Origin of the sequence: Thermoactinomyces sp. DSM 45891, assembly GCF_900119485.1 — a bacterium.
In the GTDB taxonomy this organism is placed as follows: Bacteria; Bacillota; Bacilli; order Thermoactinomycetales; family Thermoactinomycetaceae; genus Baia.
Window position 1 is genome coordinate 1 of record NZ_FPJZ01000020.1, and the last position, 19,504, is coordinate 19,504.

A 19,504-nucleotide genomic window follows, 5' to 3' on the forward strand; every position below is an offset into this window, starting at 1 on the left:
CCAAGTCCGTACGGTTTGAGGAGAAGGTATGTTGAAAACAGCGGCTGCTCTTCTAATGGACGCTCCTGTTTCGTTTATAAAATTAAGTACGTCCATTTTAAACTCGACAGAGTGATTTGTATATCTTTTCTGTAAAGCTTGGTAACCATGTTCTTGATATAGAGACACCCATTTCACTACATCCATTTCTCCTACTTGATACCGTTGAGCAATGGTTTTGTACGACTCGACGCCGTCGAGATAGGCTTGTACAGCTTTCAATTTTATTTCTAATGAATATTTAGCCATAGAAAAAGCACCTCCAACTATTGGATTTTAATTTCATGTCCAACAATTGGGGTGCAGTTCAATTGGTCTACAGGCTTACGTAGTTCTTGTAGTAGATTACTCCATCGAATACGATCCCACTGCAGATAATAGTACTCACACCACTGTGCCTCATCGGTATCATATCGCTGTTTTCTCGGTACAATGTGATCGTCCATATGAATGATGGTAACAGGGATGTTGCTCAGCAAACACAGATCTTCCAGTTGGGCTGTAAGGGTTGTTTTCCCTGATCCGCTCAACCCATCGACTCCTAATAAAAAGGGCTGGTTTAAATGGTATCTCTCGAGGCATCGGTCTATAATATGGGATGCTCTTGAAGTCGTTTTCAATGTTGTTCCCCTTCCGTTGTTCTTTCCAAAAACACTTCTTCATCAAACTATCTTCTCATCCAAGATCTGTTGATTAACGATAAGGAAGTACAGACTAGGGACAATGTGTCTGATCACTCATTGCGGGTTTCGCCACTTGCCATTGCTAGCGGACTTGCTTTTCACATCCTCACAGGTCCACTATTTGAGCTGTGGTCAGATATATGCCCCAGGCTTACTTCACACTAATCAACACAATCACTTCTTATACACAAACCGACAAACCGCTTCAATATGAGCTGTTTGCGGAAAAAGATCCACCGGAATAATATTTTCTAACTCGTAACCCGCTTTTAATAGTTGCTCACTATCTTTAGCGAGTGTAGCTGGGTTACAAGACACATAGATAAACCGTGGAACCTTCACTTCGCATAATGTATCTACCATAACCTGCCCTAATCCTGCACGCGGGGGATCAACGACGATCACATCAGGTGTCAGTCCCTGCTCTACCCACGAAGGAATCAATTCCTCAGCTTGTCCAAAATAGAATTCGATATTATCGACCTCATTGATCTCCGCGTTCTCTTTTGCATCTGCCACTGCTTCTTCAATGCTCTCAATCCCCATTACTTTCTTCGCATCTGCAGCTAACCAAATCCCGATCGTTCCCACTCCACAGTAGGCATCAATAACCGTTTCGGTCCCTGTCAAAGAAGCCACTTTCTTTACTTGGTCGTATAAAACCTCTGTCTGCTGTGGATTTAATTGATAAAAGGCCCGTGCAGATAGGTTGAACATATAATCACCAAGACGATCTTGTAGCTTCTCTTCTCCCCACAGCACTCGTGTCTCTTCGCCAAATACCAACGAGGTATCCTCTGGATTCCAGTTGTACACGATACTGACTAACTCAGGTGCCCGCTTACGGATCCCTTCCACTAGCTGTTCCTCTTGCTCCAATTGACGAATCGACGATACGATAACGAGCTGAACCTCATCCGTGCGAAATCCTATCCGCGCAACTAGATGCCTGATCCCTTTACTCCGCTTGCCACCGTCAACCACAGGGATTCTCAGGCGCTCCACTACTTTTCGACAACGCTCTAAGATATCATTTAGCTTCGGATGATGTACTTTACATTCACTTGCATCTACCAGATGATTCGAGTCAGCTGTATACAATCCCATCGCTACTTTTCTTCCTATTTGCTTTACAGGAAGTTGGGCTTTATTGCGGTATTTCCACGGGTCCTGCATGCGAATCGTTGGCTCTATCGGTAATTCAGTCAATGAAGTATAGCGCCTAAACGATTCTTCAATCTGTTCCCGCTTCAGCCTAGCTTGGAAGCGTTTATGAATATGTTGAATCGTACATCCTCCACATCGATCATACACAGGACACTCCGGCTCCACACGATAAGGGCTACGCTTGATTACTTTCATTAACTCACCATAGGCAAACCGATCCTCAACCTGACCTATGCGAACTTGGACCTCTTCTCCCGGTATCGCGCCCTCTACAAAAACCACTTTCTTTTGAACGTGTCCTACTCCTTCACCATTAATCCCTAATTTTCGAATCGGAATCGTAACAACCTGTCCTTCTTCTAAGCGGCTCTCCTTCGATTGCCGTGTCTCTTTTCTCATTTGCTGTTGTTGCTGTTGTTTTCGAATAATCTATCGCTCCCGTTCTCTAAGAAATAAAAACCCTCTCCTATGGATGGAGAAGGTAATGATACTAATCCCTACTAATCCGATTACAGAGTATACCTAACCGCTCAACTTCTAACTCTATGATATCACCTGGTTCTAGATAGCGATGTACCTCTGTACCTAATTCTAATAAACAACCTGTGCCTACTGTCCCAGAACCAAATACTTCCCCTGGAACCAACTCACAATCTTGAGAAGCATGGGAAACCATCTCAGAAAATGTCCAAGTTAAATCGCGTAAATTCCCTTTTGATACCTGCCTCCCGTTAATTCGGGCAACCATTTTCAGATCCCAATGGTCTCCTTTTCGTCGATCCTCTAGTGCAGAAAGTGGAACAAAGTAAGGCCCCGTCGATGTAGCAAAATCTTTTCCCTTAGAAGGGCCTAAGCCCACAGCCATCTCTTTTCGCTGGATATCCCTAGCACTCCAGTCGTTTAGAATCATCAAACCAGCTATGTGATCACGTGCATCCTCTACCGCGATATTTTTGCCACGCTTTCCAATTACACAGGCAACCTCTAGTTCAAAGTCTAAGCAAGTTGTATAGCCTGGTTTTTTAACCTTATGATCCATTCCCACCATGGCCCGATGATTCGAGAAATAAAACACAGGGAGTTCATACCATTCTGGAATCATGCTAAGCCCGCGCTTCTCACGACATGTTCTCACATGCTGCTCAAAACCATAAAAATCACGAAAGCTAACTGGCACTGGGAGTGGAGGTAATATCAGAAGTTCATCTGATTCAAGAGCAATTCCTTCTCCCTCCACTTTGCATTTAGAGACATCAAACTGTGCCACTTTGTTTACGACACTTTCTAAGATGCGAAACTCATTCTTACCTCTTTCTAACAAGGTTAGTAAATCCGTTGGTAGCAAATGTGGAAACACTTCCTGCTGTTCCTGAATCAGCCATTGCTGAGCGAATACCGCATCTACAACCCAATCATCTTGCATAAAGCCTAAGCGGGAACTCGCTACATCATGGGTTTGGATATTTAATTCATCCGCCTTTATCTTGTAGGTTACAATTTGCAAAGAAGTTTCCTCCCCTTTTCTAATATCTAGAAACTTCGTCACTTACAGCATATAAATTTTATTAGGGGTTAATGCAAAAGTTGCTTCTAATATTTTTGATGCCGAATCTGAAGATATAATTCCTTCAAAACGATCCACACACTGACGGGAGTTAAAGCCTACTAGAAATTGCTTGTCTAATTGCAAACAAACCGTAGCTAATCGTGTAATGACGGCAACACGATGCTTCACTAAATATGCTTGGTTTGCTTCTTCTTGACCCGGAAAAGCCTGAAATAAAAACATAGGTAAACGTTTAGCAATTGCTTCGGTAATCGTAATGCCACCTGGTTTCGTCACCAGTAAATCCGCCGCCGACATGTACAAATCCACTTGATCACAATACCCCAACAAACGGACTGGCGATGCAAACAGGCGTTTACTAAGTCTCTCTAATAAAGCTTCATTGCGACCTGTAAACACAACAAACTGAATATCAGAAATCGAGCTCATCTCCATCACCATCTGCTCCATGGGTCCAAGCCCCATTCCGCCACCCATGACTAGTACAACTGGCTTCGTAGCAGGTAAAGCGAGTTCCTCACGTGCTTGTTCCCGAGGAATCGTTTGATAGTAACGAGGCTGAATAGGAATTCCGGTTTCTATTACTTTACACCCTGATTTCCATGTAAGTTGCTCCATCTGTTGCTCATCTAACAACTTTTTAGGCACACATAAAACATCTGGCACCTGTACAACCCACATAGGATGAAGTTCATAATCGGTAACCACACCCACTGTGGGAATATCCCTCCATATTGGTGGTAGCAATAAAAGAGAGAATGGGTGTGTAGTCACAATTCGTGTAGGATTAAATTCATTTAATAAGGACAGGACTTTTTTTCGAATTGTGCGCCCCAATTTTTCAATAATTTCACTAGATAATTGCCGTATCACTTTCGATTGATAAGTCCAGTCATAAAGATAATGATAAAAAAATGGAACCTTTGCCAACATCCCATGATAGCCTGATTGCACCAAAGGATGAAGGGACTTAGGAATCAACTGTAATAGGTCAACTGTCTCCGCTTCCACGCCTGGTACTTTACTAAATTCCGCTTCCAACGCTTTGGCCGCGGCGTTATGTCCTGTACCAAAGCCCATGGTAAGCAGTAAGACTCGCTCCATTTTGGATGACTCCCCCTTAAATATGCTACCCCCATTATACTAGTTTCCACTAAAAAAACTGCTGTTTTTCTTTATTTTTTAAGTCAGCGGTTCTTCGAAAGCGTTTCCATCGACATCCGCACTAACTCTTTTACCAGAATCCCGCCCATCGTTCCACCCATCTTACCAGCATCCTCCGCCCTCATCGACCGATTCGATCCTTTGCTTTGATAAGGAATATCAAATTGTCTCGCTATCTCCACTTTGAGGTCCTCTCTACTGGTAAATGCGGTTCCTAACTTGCGATTTAACACATCTGTTTGGAGCCGATCCACCTCAGACCTAGCCGATCCTACTAACAAGCGTTTTCTTTTGCGTGCCATGAAACATTCCTCCCTTTTCGTTATTGTGTGTCATATAGAGAAATTTCATGAGTACATAAAAAGCCATTCCTTCACATACAAGGAATGGCTCGAAAGAAATAGCTATTATTGCATAAAGACATGGTTACCGATACGTTTCGTACTACTTTTCTCCGCTTTACTTTTCATCCACTTGGAAGTAGCTGTCTTAGGATTATAATAATACAAAGCTCCATCTGTTGGGTCAGATCCATTTATTGCTAATTTAGCCGCCTGATAAGCTTCTGCATCTGGCTTCAACCAAAACTGTCCATCCGAAACAGCCGTAAAAGCATTCTTTTGAAAGATCACCCCTCGGATACTTCGTGGAAACGCCCCTGATTCTGTACGGTTAATAATGACAGATGCAACAGCAACCTGGCCTTGAAACTCTTCACCACGAGCTTCACTGTAAACAGCACGGGCGAGTAATTCTAAGTTAGGTTGATTATCTATTTTTTTATTTTTACGATCTTTACTCATCTCTTGACTCTTATGCGCAGACATAGCTGTCTTCTTCTCTGGTGTTGCTTTCGCAATGGTTGCGCTCATCGCTTGATAAACATCAGTAGGAGCTGACATCGTAGAAGGCACAGCAGGCTCTATATGGAAAACATTAGAAAATGTTTTTTTGGCAAAAACAGTGGTGCAGGTTAGGGCAATCATCATCCCCAAACTGAACAGACCCCATCTGCGAACGAATCGTTTGATATCCATTCGTAGTTCCTCCTTTCAAATATGAAATTCGGCGTCTTTGTTTGAAACACGTGTTTCATTATATGGGACGAACCAGACCTGAACAATAGGAAGTCATTCCCTGTAATCCATTTCCATTGACAAAATAAAAAACAGCCTCCTACATTCATAGGAAACCGTTTTTTATGATGATTTAGTCTTAACCTCGAGCGGCAAGATAACGTTTGTTTGCTTCATCCCAGTTTACTACATTCCAGAAAGAACCGATGTAGTCAGGGCGTTTGTTTTGGAATTTCAAGTAGTAAGCATGCTCCCAAACATCTAAACCAATAATAGGAGTTGCACCTTCCATGATCGGACTATCTTGATTCGCTGTGCTAGTAACAAATAACTTACCATCTTTTAACGCCAACCAAGCCCAACCAGAACCAAAACGTTTCACAGCAGCATCTGCAAAGAGTTTTTTAAACTCTTCATAGCTACCAAATGTTTCTTTCATAGCGGTTGCTAGATCGCCAACTGGCTCCCCGCCACCATTTGCACTTAGGATTTCCCAGAACAATGTGTGGTTTGCATGGCCACCACCATTGTTACGTACGACTGCACGAATCGATTCTGGTAGAGAATCCAATGAAGCAATCAAATCTTCAACTGATTTTGAAGAAAGTTCTTCATGCTTCTCTAATGCTGCATTTAAGTTATTTACATATGTAGCATGGTGACGATCGTGATGGATCTCCATGGTTAGAGCGTCAAAGTGTGGTTCCAAAGCGTTAAAAGCATAAGGTAAAGCTGGAAGTTCATGTTTAGCCATAATAATAGTCCTCCTTTTATGCCTCACTCAAGTTGAACAGTTGAAACAACATACAAGCTGCCCATATCTATTATGCTTAAAATGATTTCCGTTAGTCAATGTCGAATATATCCAGAATTTCAGTTACATCATTCAAAATGTAATCTGCCGCAAGCTCCTCAAACTTACTTCGAGCAGCTTGTCCGGTAAGTCCTGTTAACGTAGCGGCAAAGTCACATCCCATTTTTCTAGCCGCTAAATAATCGGCAACCGAGTCCCCTACTATTAGAATTCGTTTCCCTTGATTCGGAGGGAGAGGAAGGGATAACTGTACACACTCCTCTACTGTCGATTGCTTTGTTAAGTATCCTTTTACATAAGTAAAGGGACCCGGCTTTCCAAGAGGGGCATAGTGTGGATACTCTTGTTCAGCCTCCACAACATCCGTTGCACTAACAATGCGATCTTCTTCAAAGTAATCGTACAGGCCCAGTTCTTTTAAAGGAATCTCCGTCTCAATTGTTGGGCGACCTGTTCCAATCCCTAGCCCAATCCCTTGCTTCTTTAACTTTTCTATCGTATAACGAATGTTTTCCGGCTCTGCTAAAGCAATCTCTTGATATACATATCCTTTCTTCCCTCTCAATCTCGGTACTTGTGTAGATAACTCCTCCCCCAAGTACCACTCTTGGAATACAGAATGCCCGATCTTCCATAAATCACTATTGCGAGAAAATTGCCTTGTATCAACATCTAAGCTTTGCTTTGAAAATGAGTTAAAGTAACACAACAACTCTTGTCGATTTAACTTAGCCTCATTTTCTTCAAAAAAATGAAGGAAATTCTTAAAATTAGGTTGAAAAGACAGACGATGTTGTCTCATTAAACTTCCACATTCTCGTAAAGCATTCTCATCGATTCCCTCACGTAGCCATAAAGTTACCTTCTCTTCCTCCACTTTCTTTATATCCCTAAGCATCAAACATAGTTGCACAGTAAAAGTGAGATATACCATATCCCAATTCGCATTAATACCGCGATCCTTCATCCACGTTAACACTTGATCATCACAAAAAACTTCTCTACGAATCCGCCGAATCTCTTCTTCCATCGGGTTTACCGTAAAATGTTCCCCGCTTAGTCCCAAAAAATGAGATCCATAAAGTAGCTCCCATACTGCTAAGGCAGAGGTATCGAAACAGCGCTCTTCACTTAAGAAAACTCCATCTACATCAAACAAAACGAGATCATATATCATGTAAACACCCTATCCATGGATTGATATTGTAATACTATGTCGCTTCATTGTAATGAAACATATATACCTAGACAAGTTATTCTTCATAACTTCACCTTGTTTTTCAATTATAATTATTTATTTATTCTAAATAATCTAGTATCATGAAGTCATAGCAAAGATAAGGAGAGGAACAGAATGAAAAAACGTCATTGGTATTCTTGGGTAACGCTTGCTCTCATTTTCACCCTCATCATCGGCCTATATCAGCCCACTCAAGCCCAAGCCGCATCAGCTCCCGATTATAAAATTGAGATTAACAAAAAAACCAACTACCTCTATTTGTACAATGGGAAAACCGTTATCAAAACATATCGAGTCGCCACAGGAAAGACAAAAGCACTTACCCCTGAAGGAACATTTCCTCTAGCAGTCAAGATTGTGAAGCCTGGTTGGAAAGGGATTCCGGGTGGGGTTCCGAACAACCCTCTAGGTGAACGCTGGAACGGAATCAGTGTAAATGGTGATAATGGCCGTACGTATGGAATCCACGGAACGAATAATCCAAAATCAATCGGCACTCACGCCTCAAGTGGCTGTGTACGCATGAAAAATAGTGATGTCATGGATTTGTATAGTCGTGTCTATGAAGGAACCCCGATATGGATTCACAGTGGGAAAAGCAATAAAATCTGGCGAGGCAATACATCCGTTGGGTTAAAAACAGCCTCTGGGACACTAAAAACAACCACAACGGTAAATGCTCGTACAGGTCCTTCTACAGGATCATTCATCGTTACGACACTAAAGGCCAAGGTGAGCCTACCCCTCATTGGAAAATCAGGTGATTGGTATCACGTGAAGTTATCAAACGGCCGTAAGGTGTTTGTTCATAAAAACTATAGCACAATCTCTATACCCACGCCTCCTAGCAGCGGGAAGGCAACCGTATTTGTGGATGTAGCTAATATTCGCTCAGCACCGTCTATGTCAGGTTCGATAGTAGGGAAAGCAAAGAAGGGCACTTCCTTTGTGAAAACAGGAATGAAGGGTGATTGGCATCAAGTAAAGTTGTCGAATGGGAAAACGGCTTATCTTCATAAAACGGTAGCTAAGTAAGCAAACGATTGATTATTTGCCCAGGCCTCTTTTCCCAAATAAACCGATTAATCCATCATTTCAAAATGTCACATAAATGTTACATTCCTCACTCTAAAAAGGATTTTCCGTATTGTACAGTGAATATCTTAAGCTTGGTTTATCGCTCTCATCATGTAGGAGGTTACAGAATTGAAATACACCAAATGGTTCCTCGTATTCGCACTAGCATGTACAGTTTTACTAGGAGGTCTAATCCCGTTCTCAACTGCTCAAGCATCAACGCATGAATATCAAGTGGAGATTAATAAAAAGACCAATAAGCTTTATCTTTATCAAGATGGGCGAGTTACGAAGACGTACCCTGTCGCAACAGGTAGAACCAAAGACCTTACTCCTGAAGGTACTTTTACCATGGTAGTCAAAATCGTGGCTCCTGGCTGGAAAGGAATTCCGGGTGGCGTACCTGAGAACCCACTTGGCAAGCGTTGGATGGGCATTTCAGTTAAAGGTGACTCAGGCCGTATCTACGGAGTTCACGGCACGAATCAACCTGCATCGATTGGTTCAAATGCTTCCAGCGGCTGCGTCCGTATGGGTGAAGAAAATCTACTTGAACTCTATCAACTGATTCCAGAAGGGACACCGATTTGGATTCATAGCGGAAAATCAACAAATAAATGGCTTGGAGATTCCTCCTATGCTGTTCAACCCTCCACAGGTCAACTAAAAGTAAAAGGAAATAAAGTCAATATACGAACAGGCCCTTCTACAGGAGCCTTTACCATTGAACAAGTAAATAACGGTCTCGTCCTAGAAAACACTGGATACGTAAAAGATTGGTATCAAGTGCGTCTTCAGTCAGGAAAATTTGGCTTCATCAACAGCTCCTTTGCCACAAAACTGGAGGACCAAAAACCATCAAGTGACTTTACTGATGCGTCTGGCAAGATTGTAGCAATAGAGAATGTCGTGAATATCAGATCCAATCCTTCTCTAAGCGCTTCCGTCGTTCAGCGAGTATCAAAAGGCACTGCAATGACCCTCACGGGTGTCAGTAATGAATGGTATCGAATCAAAACATCCTCCGGTGCGACTGCCTACGTCCATAAGAGTGTAGCAAAAAAGGGATAAACATAAAAAGCAAGGGCATTTGTTCAAATCTGCCCTTGCTTTTTTATCTTTTTTATCTCAGCATCAAAGTTGTTTTGACCGAATAAAATCTCGATCAAATATCTCTACATACTTTGCACGCACGTCCTCTGATAGATATGGATTTGTACATTGCGAAATTCCTAATATACGCTGTTCCCCGTGCTCTTGGATATATCCATTGATTTGAGAATCACGCTCAGCTTGATCTATAAATGAATTCTCATGAATCAAAATACCCCATTCATAATATGTTCCTTCTTTCCACGCTTCATGATTATTCCCCTGATCTGCGTGTCTCCTGAAAAAACTTAATGGTTCTGCGATATATACAACATCTCCATGATTAAATAGAGTCAACCAACTAGCAATGTCAACAAGCGCAAAATACCGAATCCCTTGATAGTTAGCCCATCCTTGCGGCAGAGCACTTTTCCGAAATAAGGCCGTTGTAGGCTCCCCGACAAAATTGATCCGGTGCTTCATGAAAAAGGACCCAAATTCCTTACCAGTTACAAGGGTGTCCTCAGAAAATACTGGTCGACTAAATCCTTCTACAGGCAATGCATTTCCATTTGCATCAATTAACCCTCGATAGGAAGTAACTAGCGAAACATTCGGATGCTTTAAAAAGTAATCCATCATCTTTTGTATCTTCTCAACATGAAAAATATCATCATCCATTAGAAAATTAACAAACTCTCCAGAAGAAACTCGAAAACACTGGGTCATATTATCGTAAGGTACACTCGCAGCTCTTCTAAAGTACTTTATGTAATCATATTGCTTTAAATAAGGTCGCAACATATTTTCTGTTTCGTTATTCGTACTATCATCGCCTATAATAATTTCGATATTCGAATACGTTTGAGCCAAAGCACTATCTAAAGCTAGTTTCAAATACTCTGGTCGATTATAGGTCGGTATTAAAATACTTACTTTCGGAAGACTTCTACCTTTCCATAAATCCATATCCATGCCCCCTCTTTGGGTTCAATATCTCGAGCCTCTCCTATTCATGTATATAGATGGTTCTTTTCTCTTATGTCTTGAACCCATGTTAAGGGTCATAATCCACAGCTTTCCTCCATATTATGTGGTATGTGACTTAAGGGAGAGGGGCTTGTAACATGATATTCACGCATAAAGATCAGTCAAATACAGATTCAAATGCAGAACTATATCTCGAGTTATTAAAAAAGACAATTCTATTTGAAATTTGGCTGGAAGTAGAAAGAAATTTTCATAACCCAGATAACATCGTATTTGACCCTACAAAAGAAAAACGACAAAAAGGGTTAGACTGGCCCTCCATTGCACACAGTATGATTGGCCGAGAACGTATGAATAACTTACATCAATGTATGGATTCTGTAATAAAAGAAGGCATTCCAGGTGATTTCATTGAAACGGGAGTTTGGAGAGGCGGCTCATGTATCTTTATGAGAGGATTTTTAAAAGCCCATCAAATTACAGACAGAACCGTTTGGGCCGCTGATTCATTCGAAGGATTACCAATGGCTGATCCAAACTATCCTGCTGATCAACACTCCTTAAGCGTTGCTTTCCATACGATGAACTTTTTAAAAGTTTCATTGGAAGAAGTACTTGAGAATTTTAGAAAATACGACCTACTAGACAATCAAGTTGCCTTCTTAAAAGGTTGGTTTAAAGACACCTTGCCCGCCGCTCCGATCCAAAAAATTGCGATTGCTAGACTAGATGGAGATATGTATGCCTCGACTTGGGATGCCTTAAGCAATCTCTATGATAAAGTCTCTTTAGGTGGATATGTGATTATTGATGATTACTTCTTGCCCTTCTGTCAGGAAGCAGTACATGATTTCCGAAATCAATTCGGCATAACAGACACTCTGGTCGATATTGATGGATCTGGTTCTTATTGGAGGAAAACAAAAGAGCGCTCCACAGCAAGTCCTAATCAACAGCAACAGCAACAACAGCAACCTCCTACTGGTTTCCCTAGCGGTTTCTATAATTAAAATAAAGCAAAAAGAAATCGCCTATTGTCAAACGGCTTAATATCGCCGCCCTTTACAATAGGCGATTTTCTTATTTTCTTGAATTCGTATTAAATATTTCTAGATACCTCGAACGCATCCCTTCTGCAATATACGGATTGGTACATTCAGATATGCCATACACAAACTGCTCTCCATGTTTTTGGATATACGACTCGATTAAAGCCGCTCGTTCAGCCCGATGCTCGTCAAGAAAATCACTATCATGAATCAACGTTCCAAATTCATAGTAGGCTGCCTGCTGCCACTGTAGACTATGATTACCTTGACCCGAGTGGATTCGAAAACAACTTAATGGTTCAACGATATATACAAAATCCCCTTTAGTAAGTAAAGTAAGCCAGCTAGCCATATCTACAAGGGCCACATACTGAATCCCTTGATAATTCGCCCATCCTTCAGGAAGATCCCTTTTTCTAAACAACGGAGTGGTCGGTTCACCGATAAAATTAACTCCATTCCTCATGAAAATGGTTCCTAATTCCTTCCCGTTAAACACTGTATTCTGAGCAGCGACATGTTTATGAAAACCTGGTATATGAATGATATTTCCATTTTCATCGATTAAATCTCTGTATGATGTAACTAATGAAACATTTGAGTATTCGAAGAAATAGTCCATCATTTTCGCTATCTTCTCTGGATAAAAAATATCATCATCCATCAAAAAATTAATAAACTCTCCAGACGCTAATTGAAAGCATTCTGCCATATTATCATAAGGCAGGCTAGCTGTTCTTTTCAGATACTTGATGAATGGATACTTCTTTAAATAAGGTTGTAACATCTCCCTTGTCTCGTCATTTGTACTATCATCACCTATAATGATTTCGATATTCGGATACGTTTGGGCTAATGCGCTATCTAAGGCCAACTTCAAATAATGAGGACGATTGTAAGTAGGGATTAAGATACTCACCTTTGGAAGGCTTATTTTCCACTGATCCATACAAATACCCTCTCTTCATCATTCTAATTCATACTATCTATCTTATTCTTTTTTTGATAATCCGTTCCCCTATCTAGTTGATTTCGTCATTACACAAAAAAATTATCGTCTTTTTTAATATTTTAGTTGACCAAACCGGATTACTAATGTAATATAATAAATAAGGATTACAACAGTAATCTCAGAAAGGAGAAAAAACAAATGGGAGAGTTACCGAAGATATCTCAATCCGAGTGGGAAGTCATGAAAGTTCTTTGGTCGAAGTCACCACTGACAGCCAATGAAGTGATCGAAACACTTGCGGTACATACCGACTGGAAACCGAAAACCATTCGAACGCTAATCAATCGATTGGTTCTAAAAGAAGCGATTTCGTACCATCAGGAAAATGGCAGTTCCTATGCGTACTATCCGTTGGTTTCGCAAGCTGAATGTGTCCAAGAAGAAACAACCTCGTTCCTCAAACGCGTCTCTGGTGGAGCACTGAAACCGTTTCTAGTAAACTTTCTACAAAAAGAAAAACTATCCACGGAAGAGATTAACGAACTAAAACAGATTCTCGATGATAAGGCTGACAAGTAGCATCGGCAGTAATGAAAGAAGGGAAAAAACATTGTGAACACTATGTACATCTATCTCCAGTACTTTTTTAGTTGGGTATTAGACGCATCGATCATGGCGAGTGTCTTAGTTGTCCTCGTGCTATTGATGAAGGGGCTATTACGAGACAAGTTAACAATACGGTGGCAGTATCTGTTATGGACCGTCGTCATGGTACGATTGCTTCTCCCATGGGCACCAGAGAGTTCGTACAGCATTTACAACTTTCTTCCCTCGATTCATGACGTTTCGTCCCTATTTGATGATGCCGTTTCAAACCAAGAAACCGCAACAACAGATGTCTCGTCATCTGAGAAAGCAAACCTTATTTCCGAAAAGAATGCTGTGTTCCCAGTGGTAGGGGAGCAACAGCAAAACCCATACAGTATTTCACATTATATCCCAAGTGTTCCTAGCGATATCTCTTTATTATACGTCTGGCTTTCTGGTGTCGTCTGTCTAAGTGTTTTACTTATGTTTATTCACAAACGCATTAAATCCAATCTAAAAAAACAACCGCTTATCACGGATGAACGAGTCGTTCAAGTATTTGAGCAATGCAAAAGGGACATGTCGATGATGAATCAACACATCCCCTTAGTTCACTCAAATAAAATTCCGGGTCCAGCTGTCTTCGGTTTTTATCGTCCTCGCATCATCCTATCCGATACACATATCCGTGATCTGGATGACGATGAATTACGATATATTTTCTATCATGAATTATCTCACATCAAACGTAGAGACGTGGGAGTAAATAGTCTGATGAACGTGTTCCTCATCTTGCACTGGTTTAATCCGATTCTCTGGTACGCATATTACCGTATGCGTGAAGATCAGGAAATCGCCTGTGATGCACTAGCTCTCACTTTTGTTGGATCAGAACAAAAAGAAAGCTACGGACACACCATCATCCGACTACTCGAGAATGAAATAAAACCTCATTCCCTCTCGCTCTCCATCTCAGCGCGACTTGTGGGAAAAAAATCACACCTAAAAAGGAGAATCATCATGATTAAAAAATTTAACAAAAAAGCATACCGTTTGTCAATCTTAGGAATCGCCGCCGTTGCCGCTCTATCTGTAGGAGTATTCACGAATATCAGCAGTAATGACGCTCAAGCCAAAGAAGGAAAGCAAAGTACCCAAAGTGAGAAAAAGCAAGAGTTGAAGTTGGAGACAACCGTTCTTGGATCTATATACAACACGTTTGATACAATTGAGTTTCCCACAAAAATTAGTGGCGTAGACCCAAAAACCATGGATGGAAAATGGGAATTAGATCTACTAGAGGTCGGGAATTCGCATCCAATTGACGGGTCGGGCGCATTCGAAGTTGATCGAACTGAGAAGGGGGACCCAATTAACTATTTCAATGCGGGTTTTGATGCTACTAAAGTATTAAAGCAAGGTACTAGCTACAATTACGTTGTTACCTTTAAAGGGAAAGTTGATGGAAAACAAGTATCACTAAAAAGCACAGGCAAATTTAAGTATGTTAAGTTCCCTACAAAATTACCTGCTGATAAGATTGTTAAGTCTGTGTATGGTCATGATCAGACAGCGTTTGGTCCCTACTTTAAAATTAGTGAGTAATTGAAGAGTTGCCGTTAGTCAGCGATGACTAGCAATCTGACAGTAGACCTTATGGGCGGGTCTACTGTTTTTTATAAAAAAATCCTCCCCTATCCGGGCAGGATCGCTCACTGTCATGCTCTTCTCTTGAGTTTCCATACATCTTTCTTCATTTCCACTTGCTGATCGTTAAGAAACTCCATGTTTTCTTGGAAAGATGCGATATCCTCTTTAACCTCATCGACTTTTACGTTTAAATCAGCAATACCCTCGCTGTTTTTGATTACCTGTTCTCTTACAGAGTTCAGGTCCTGTTTGATTTCATCCACCTTAGACTCAAGGCTATCAAAACGGGTGTCCATCTTGTCCAAACGCGCGCCCATCTTGTCTAGGCCTTCCGTTACTTTTACTTCCATATTATCAAAACGAGAATCCATACTATCCAATCTCGAAAGAATTTTTTCTAAGACATCTTGGGATTTATCCATACATGTATCCCTCCTTTTTACTAACAAATCTTCATAAGCTCTTTTGGCGGATAAGACATTCATTTCTTATATAAAACAGTATCACGTGTTGTGTTTCTGTTTTTCGTTCTCTTTTTCCATGATGCATCCACTTCGAAAAAATCCTCTGCTGAAACCATATCACATAGTTGACAATATCTACAATATAAAAAAACCGAGCCTCTTTCTGTAAGGATCTAAACAACCAAAATCCTCTGATATCGATTGAGTTCCTCCGATTCTTGAAACGGTACACCATTCACTTCTACCCATACCCATGCATGAGACGAAAAAGGAGCTAGCTTCACTCCTATACACCAATCAATTGCTTTCCCATTCATGAATGCTAGTAACACAAATGCTAACGATTCTTCTAGACAAGCAACTCGCACAAAGAAAAAGGGCTTTACTTTCTGAATAGCGTGCCAAAATTGTAGTGCTTCTTCTTCTGTTATAGATGATAATCACCCTTTTATCTATAGCTATAGTCTATTATTACTATACCATGCTCTAAATTGAAATCCATCCAAACAAAACGGGGGGACTGCATTAACTTGAATATCTCCATACCATTACCGAAGGACTACTCCTTTGAAAAAACAGCACATCGAGTAAAGACATTTGAAAAAACAACCGAAATAGAACATGATGGAAAACTATGGCGAGCCCTTCGTCTTTCTTCTAGGGCAATTGTGACAGGCGTCTGTTATAACCAAGGTAAACATTTGCTTATAGAATCTCATGATGATTTAAGTTCGGCTGAGAAAGTGGAGCTAGAGAAATGGATGACATATCGTTGGGCTACGAATGTAGACCTATCTGACTTTTACATTGAGATGTCCAAACATCCCGTGCTTTCTACCATTGTGAAGGAACGCATCGGGTTACATATTGTTCGTGATCCCGATCTATATGAATGCCTCATTCGAACCATTATCTCTCAGCAACTCAACCTTGCATTCGCAGGTACTCTGATTAATCGGTTCATTGATCAATTTGGTGAAAAGATTTTATATATGGATAAGTGGTTCCCTGTATTTCCAACAGCGGATCAGATAGCAGGTTTACATTATCAAGATCTTACTAATTTGCAAATGACTCTACGAAAAGCAGAGTATATTATCGATCTGTCTCGATCTATAGTAGAAGGAAAAATGGATTTATCATTACTCCATAAAAAATCGAATGAAGAAGTGATGGACTACTTATTATCATTTCGAGGAATCGGGAGATGGACTGCAGAGTGCCTCCTTATCTTCGGATACGGTCGATCTAACTTATTGCCAGGCGCTGATATCGGGCTTCGCAATGCACTTCAAATGGTATACAACCTGAAAACACGGCCTAATGAAGCCGACGTGAGAATACTAGCTAGGGATTGGAACCCATATGCAAGCTATGTTACCTTTTATCTCTGGGATTTCGTAACTCAGCAGAACAAGCACCCAAAGAAGTAGCAGAATCTCCTAAAAAAGCTATCTACAAGTAACATTCTACTCGTGGATAGCTCTTACATCATGCAAATAGTCTACTCATTACACTCAATCTTGTCTTCAAAGTTAGAAGAATGCATATAGGTATCTGCCCACCAATTGTGAACCACATACCATTTATCTGATCCGTTTACCATTTCACCCTTAACAGCACCTGCAAACATATGCGTACCATAAAATAGTTTCGTTGGCAGACTTTCATGAGGCTTCGAAGAAAGGGACGGAGCCATTAGAGAGACAACCCCACCTTTATCAGCCACTTCTTTTTTGATCGTTGCATTAAACTGGATATCAGCTCGTGTACAAGTATGATCTTTCCCTGTATATAGAATCGGTTCATAAGGAGCCGGCTCCTCACTAGCAAATGCTTGTCCGCCCATTGCCATGCCTATTACCGTACAACATCCCATTGCCAATAGTAAAAGTTTCTTTTTCAACTAAATCACTCCCTCTTAATATATGGTGAAACCTCTACTCAATATAACGAATCATATTTACTTAAAACAGTTCGCAAAGTTGCATAAAAAATAATAAAAGGACACAAGATCCACACGAAACTCAAGTATTTTGGTTATCATAAGGGGAAGAACAAACATCGGGAGAAAATAATATATGAAAACCGGAATTGTATTTAAGTTATTTTCATTTACAACTGGATTATGCATGCTTATTATTGCAACGATTTTTATAGGGCAAACTGTGTTCTTTAAAAAATATTATGAAAATCAAAAAGTAGCAAATACGAAAGAACGAATCGTAGCCTTACAGAAGAAATTTGAGGCAGAAAACTTCTCTAATATTAAGGACCTTAAACAAGAGTTTTATCGCGATGCAACTTGGATGACCATATTAGATAATCAAGGAAAAATGTTATATTCGGATGACTTCTCCCTAGAAGTGCAAGTAGACCAAAAACGGAATCCCGCTCAGAAAGAGCCACGAGTCCTGCATCTTCCCCTGTACTATTTTTTTACGATAGATGAGATAAAGAATGACGAGTCTGTAAAAGTAGGCAATGAAATTAACTTTGGTGGGTTCGAAAAAGACGACACCTTGATTCCCACATGGGTAGTACTCGGAGATAAAAGTCAACGGTCTAAACGGAATGAACAGTTAGATAATAAGCTACGACGTGAGTTAGGAAATCAAAGTCAAGCCCAATTCTTAGGAACGATCAAACATGTAGAGTTCCCGACTATGTCATCCAGCTATATTTACTCAAATAGCCTATTCCTTGAAAGAATTGTATCTTTCCAAGGCACCATGGCCATGAAAAAGCCACCTCGTATGTATACAGAGTCCACTGAATTAGTGGAAGAAAATGTAGACGGGGAGGGCGTTAAATATAAATTCTTAACACAACCATTTAAAGGTCCCGAAGGAAAAACATATTACATTAGCGCCATGACTTCACTACAGCCTGTTAGCGAAGCCGTTCAAATGTTGGAAGGGTATTATATTTATCTCGTTATTCTAGTACTCCTTCTCACCATGCTCCTTTCCTTTTATTATTCGAAACGAATTGCACGCCCTCTTCTTCAAATCAATAAAACGACGCAAAAGATAGCACACCTTGATTTTTCAGAAATGGTACCCATCCATTCAAAAGACGAAATTGGTGATTTATCAAAAAACATTAATGAACTATCTAATAAATTACAGTCTTATATCGAGAAATTACAGGATGATATCGAAAAGGAAAAGCAGTTAGAGGAGACTCGAAAAGAGTTTATTGCCAGTGTCTCTCATGAACTGAAAACCCCTCTAAGTGTGATGAAAAGCTGTGTATCGATACTAAAGGATGGGGTTGCTGCTCATAAGAGTGATCATTACTTTAATGCCATGGAAAAAGAAGTAGATAAAATGGATATGCTGATCGTAGATATGCTCGAGCTAGCAAAGTTTGAATCGGGTACATACAAAATGGAGATGCAACCCTTTTATATCGACGAATTGGTAGAACAAGTTTGTGATCAGTTATCATGGGAAGTAGAAAAAAAGCAATTGCAACTGGATCGAAAGCTGGATCACATTCAAGTCATTTCCAATCCAAATCGGATCGAGCAAGTCCTTACCAATTTTATCACCAATGCCATTCGATATACCCCAGAGCAGGAACGAATCATCGTCTCGATCGTAGAGGAGAACGAGCAGGTAAAAGTGTGTGTAGAAAACAAAGGAACCCATATATCACAGTCACAAATCGATAAAATTTGGGATCGTTTTTATCGAATTGATGCTGCGCGTAAGCGTTCAACAGGGGGGACTGGATTAGGTCTGGCTATATCCAAAAAAATATTAGAATTGCATGGTTCATCCTATGGTGTACATAACACAGAGGATGGCGTGCTATTTTATTTCTATTTAAAGAAAGCATAGGTAAAACAGCGGCTATAACGAAGGGAATCCTTCTGTTACAGCCG

At 40.5% G+C, this 19,504-nt stretch carries 20 protein-coding genes and 1 pseudogene; 7 read left to right on the plus strand and 14 right to left on the minus strand.

Annotated elements, in window-relative coordinates; all coding sequences use genetic code 11:
- The 9 genes from BT147_RS12870 to BT147_RS12910 form a co-directional block, all read right to left on the minus strand.
- Window positions 1-288 (minus strand): helix-turn-helix domain-containing protein (locus BT147_RS12870; protein WP_143187890.1); only part of this gene is annotated, 288 nt, incomplete at its 3' end.
- Window positions 289-305: 17 nt separating this feature from the next.
- The gene (locus BT147_RS12875; RefSeq protein WP_072336110.1) at window positions 306-569 is read right to left on the minus strand and encodes a nucleoside/nucleotide kinase family protein; all 264 of its coding nucleotides are present in this window, start codon (window positions 567-569) and stop codon (window positions 306-308) included.
- A gap of 327 nt (window positions 570-896) precedes the next feature.
- A complete protein-coding gene (gene rlmD, locus BT147_RS12880) occupies window positions 897-2,288 on the minus strand; it encodes a 23S rRNA (uracil(1939)-C(5))-methyltransferase RlmD (RefSeq protein ID WP_072336113.1) in 1,392 nt (463 codons plus the stop codon).
- Window positions 2,289-2,379: 91 nt separating this feature from the next.
- Window positions 2,380-3,393 (minus strand): fumarylacetoacetate hydrolase family protein, encoded by a 1,014-nt coding sequence (locus BT147_RS12885; RefSeq protein ID WP_286119490.1) that lies wholly within the window; start codon window positions 3,391-3,393, stop codon window positions 2,380-2,382.
- Between the two features lie 42 nt (window positions 3,394-3,435).
- Window positions 3,436-4,560 (minus strand): MGDG synthase family glycosyltransferase, encoded by a 1,125-nt coding sequence (locus BT147_RS12890; protein ID WP_072336119.1) that lies wholly within the window; start codon window positions 4,558-4,560, stop codon window positions 3,436-3,438.
- Window positions 4,561-4,643: 83 nt separating this feature from the next.
- Window positions 4,644-4,922 carry a small, acid-soluble spore protein, alpha/beta type gene (locus BT147_RS12895; protein ID WP_072336122.1) on the minus strand — a complete coding sequence of 93 codons (279 nt, stop codon included), beginning with the start codon at window positions 4,920-4,922 and terminating at the stop codon, window positions 4,644-4,646.
- A 105-nt stretch (window positions 4,923-5,027) separates the two neighbouring features.
- A complete protein-coding gene (locus BT147_RS12900; RefSeq protein WP_072336125.1) occupies window positions 5,028-5,657 on the minus strand; it encodes a cell wall hydrolase in 630 nt (209 codons plus the stop codon).
- Window positions 5,658-5,835: 178 nt separating this feature from the next.
- Window positions 5,836-6,450 carry a superoxide dismutase gene (locus BT147_RS12905; RefSeq protein WP_072336128.1) on the minus strand — a complete coding sequence of 205 codons (615 nt, stop codon included), beginning with the start codon at window positions 6,448-6,450 and terminating at the stop codon, window positions 5,836-5,838.
- A gap of 91 nt (window positions 6,451-6,541) precedes the next feature.
- Window positions 6,542-7,687 carry an HAD family hydrolase gene (locus tag BT147_RS12910; protein WP_072336132.1) on the minus strand — a complete coding sequence of 382 codons (1,146 nt, stop codon included), beginning with the start codon at window positions 7,685-7,687 and terminating at the stop codon, window positions 6,542-6,544.
- Window positions 7,688-7,864: 177 nt separating this feature from the next.
- On the opposite strand from BT147_RS12910, the gene BT147_RS12915 reads away from it, so the two are divergent.
- Window positions 7,865-8,785, plus strand: coding sequence for a L,D-transpeptidase family protein (locus tag BT147_RS12915; protein WP_072336136.1), 921 nt, complete (start codon window positions 7,865-7,867; stop codon window positions 8,783-8,785).
- Window positions 8,786-8,956: 171 nt separating this feature from the next.
- Window positions 8,957-9,898: a L,D-transpeptidase family protein gene (locus BT147_RS12920; RefSeq protein WP_072336139.1), complete on the plus strand. Its 942-nt coding sequence runs from the start codon at window positions 8,957-8,959 to the stop codon at window positions 9,896-9,898.
- Between the two features lie 63 nt (window positions 9,899-9,961).
- Here the strand turns inward: BT147_RS12920 and BT147_RS12925 are convergent, their stop codons facing one another.
- Window positions 9,962-10,888, minus strand: coding sequence for a glycosyltransferase family 2 protein (locus tag BT147_RS12925; protein WP_072336142.1), 927 nt, complete (start codon window positions 10,886-10,888; stop codon window positions 9,962-9,964).
- Between the two features lie 158 nt (window positions 10,889-11,046).
- On the opposite strand from BT147_RS12925, the pseudogene BT147_RS12930 reads away from it, so the two are divergent.
- Window positions 11,047-11,829 (plus strand): annotated as a pseudogene (locus tag BT147_RS12930) (TylF/MycF family methyltransferase); the annotation flags it as partial.
- Window positions 11,830-11,989: 160 nt separating this feature from the next.
- Here BT147_RS12930 and BT147_RS12935 read toward each other — a convergent pair.
- Window positions 11,990-12,907, minus strand: coding sequence for a glycosyltransferase family 2 protein (locus BT147_RS12935; protein WP_072336148.1), 918 nt, complete (start codon window positions 12,905-12,907; stop codon window positions 11,990-11,992).
- A gap of 201 nt (window positions 12,908-13,108) precedes the next feature.
- Between BT147_RS12935 and BT147_RS12940 the strand changes: the two genes are divergently transcribed.
- Together BT147_RS12940 and BT147_RS12945 are read left to right on the plus strand one after the other, a co-directional pair.
- Complete coding sequence (locus BT147_RS12940; RefSeq protein ID WP_072336150.1) at window positions 13,109-13,489, plus strand: BlaI/MecI/CopY family transcriptional regulator; 381 nt, start codon at window positions 13,109-13,111, stop codon at window positions 13,487-13,489.
- 42 nt (window positions 13,490-13,531) lie between these two features.
- The gene (locus tag BT147_RS12945) at window positions 13,532-15,103 is read left to right on the plus strand and encodes a M56 family metallopeptidase (protein WP_286119494.1); all 1,572 of its coding nucleotides are present in this window, start codon (window positions 13,532-13,534) and stop codon (window positions 15,101-15,103) included.
- A gap of 113 nt (window positions 15,104-15,216) precedes the next feature.
- Here the strand turns inward: BT147_RS12945 and BT147_RS12950 are convergent, their stop codons facing one another.
- The gene (locus BT147_RS12950) at window positions 15,217-15,570 is read right to left on the minus strand and encodes a hypothetical protein (protein ID WP_072336156.1); all 354 of its coding nucleotides are present in this window, start codon (window positions 15,568-15,570) and stop codon (window positions 15,217-15,219) included.
- 215 nt (window positions 15,571-15,785) lie between these two features.
- Window positions 15,786-16,043 carry a lasso peptide biosynthesis B2 protein gene (locus BT147_RS12960; RefSeq protein WP_083426564.1) on the minus strand — a complete coding sequence of 86 codons (258 nt, stop codon included), beginning with the start codon at window positions 16,041-16,043 and terminating at the stop codon, window positions 15,786-15,788.
- A 99-nt stretch (window positions 16,044-16,142) separates the two neighbouring features.
- Between BT147_RS12960 and BT147_RS12965 the strand changes: the two genes are divergently transcribed.
- Window positions 16,143-17,045: a DNA-3-methyladenine glycosylase family protein gene (locus BT147_RS12965; RefSeq protein ID WP_072336165.1), complete on the plus strand. Its 903-nt coding sequence runs from the start codon at window positions 16,143-16,145 to the stop codon at window positions 17,043-17,045.
- Window positions 17,046-17,116: 71 nt separating this feature from the next.
- Here BT147_RS12965 and BT147_RS12970 read toward each other — a convergent pair whose 3' ends face one another.
- Complete coding sequence (locus tag BT147_RS12970; protein ID WP_072336168.1) at window positions 17,117-17,518, minus strand: hypothetical protein; 402 nt, start codon at window positions 17,516-17,518, stop codon at window positions 17,117-17,119.
- Between the two features lie 175 nt (window positions 17,519-17,693).
- Here BT147_RS12970 and BT147_RS12975 point away from each other — a divergent pair, with 175 nt between their 5' ends.
- Window positions 17,694-19,460, plus strand: coding sequence for a HAMP domain-containing sensor histidine kinase (locus tag BT147_RS12975; RefSeq protein WP_072336171.1), 1,767 nt, complete (start codon window positions 17,694-17,696; stop codon window positions 19,458-19,460).
- Window positions 19,461-19,504: the final 44 nt, after the last annotated feature.

What these genes read in the sequence shown, in the direction of transcription:
- rlmD (WP_072336113.1), bottom strand. Translation starts at nt 2,288, where the DNA reads ATGAGAAAAGAGACACGGCAATCGAAGGAGAGCCGCTTAGAAGAAGGA.
- BT147_RS12890 (WP_072336119.1), bottom strand. Translation starts at nt 4,560, where the DNA reads ATGGAGCGAGTCTTACTGCTTACCATGGGCTTTGGTACAGGACATAAC.
- BT147_RS12895 (WP_072336122.1), bottom strand. Translation starts at nt 4,922, where the DNA reads ATGGCACGCAAAAGAAAACGCTTGTTAGTAGGATCGGCTAGGTCTGAG.
- BT147_RS12900 (WP_072336125.1), bottom strand. Translation starts at nt 5,657, where the DNA reads ATGGATATCAAACGATTCGTTCGCAGATGGGGTCTGTTCAGTTTGGGG.
- BT147_RS12905 (WP_072336128.1), bottom strand. Translation starts at nt 6,450, where the DNA reads ATGGCTAAACATGAACTTCCAGCTTTACCTTATGCTTTTAACGCTTTG.
- BT147_RS12910 (WP_072336132.1), bottom strand. Translation starts at nt 7,687, where the DNA reads ATGATATATGATCTCGTTTTGTTTGATGTAGATGGAGTTTTCTTAAGT.
- BT147_RS12915 (WP_072336136.1), top strand. Translation starts at nt 7,865, where the DNA reads ATGAAAAAACGTCATTGGTATTCTTGGGTAACGCTTGCTCTCATTTTC.
- BT147_RS12925 (WP_072336142.1), bottom strand. Translation starts at nt 10,888, where the DNA reads ATGGATTTATGGAAAGGTAGAAGTCTTCCGAAAGTAAGTATTTTAATA.
- BT147_RS12935 (WP_072336148.1), bottom strand. Translation starts at nt 12,907, where the DNA reads ATGGATCAGTGGAAAATAAGCCTTCCAAAGGTGAGTATCTTAATCCCT.
- BT147_RS12940 (WP_072336150.1), top strand. Translation starts at nt 13,109, where the DNA reads ATGGGAGAGTTACCGAAGATATCTCAATCCGAGTGGGAAGTCATGAAA.
- BT147_RS12945 (WP_286119494.1), top strand. Translation starts at nt 13,532, where the DNA reads ATGTACATCTATCTCCAGTACTTTTTTAGTTGGGTATTAGACGCATCG.
- BT147_RS12950 (WP_072336156.1), bottom strand. Translation starts at nt 15,570, where the DNA reads ATGGATAAATCCCAAGATGTCTTAGAAAAAATTCTTTCGAGATTGGAT.
- BT147_RS12975 (WP_072336171.1), top strand. Translation starts at nt 17,694, where the DNA reads ATGAAAACCGGAATTGTATTTAAGTTATTTTCATTTACAACTGGATTA.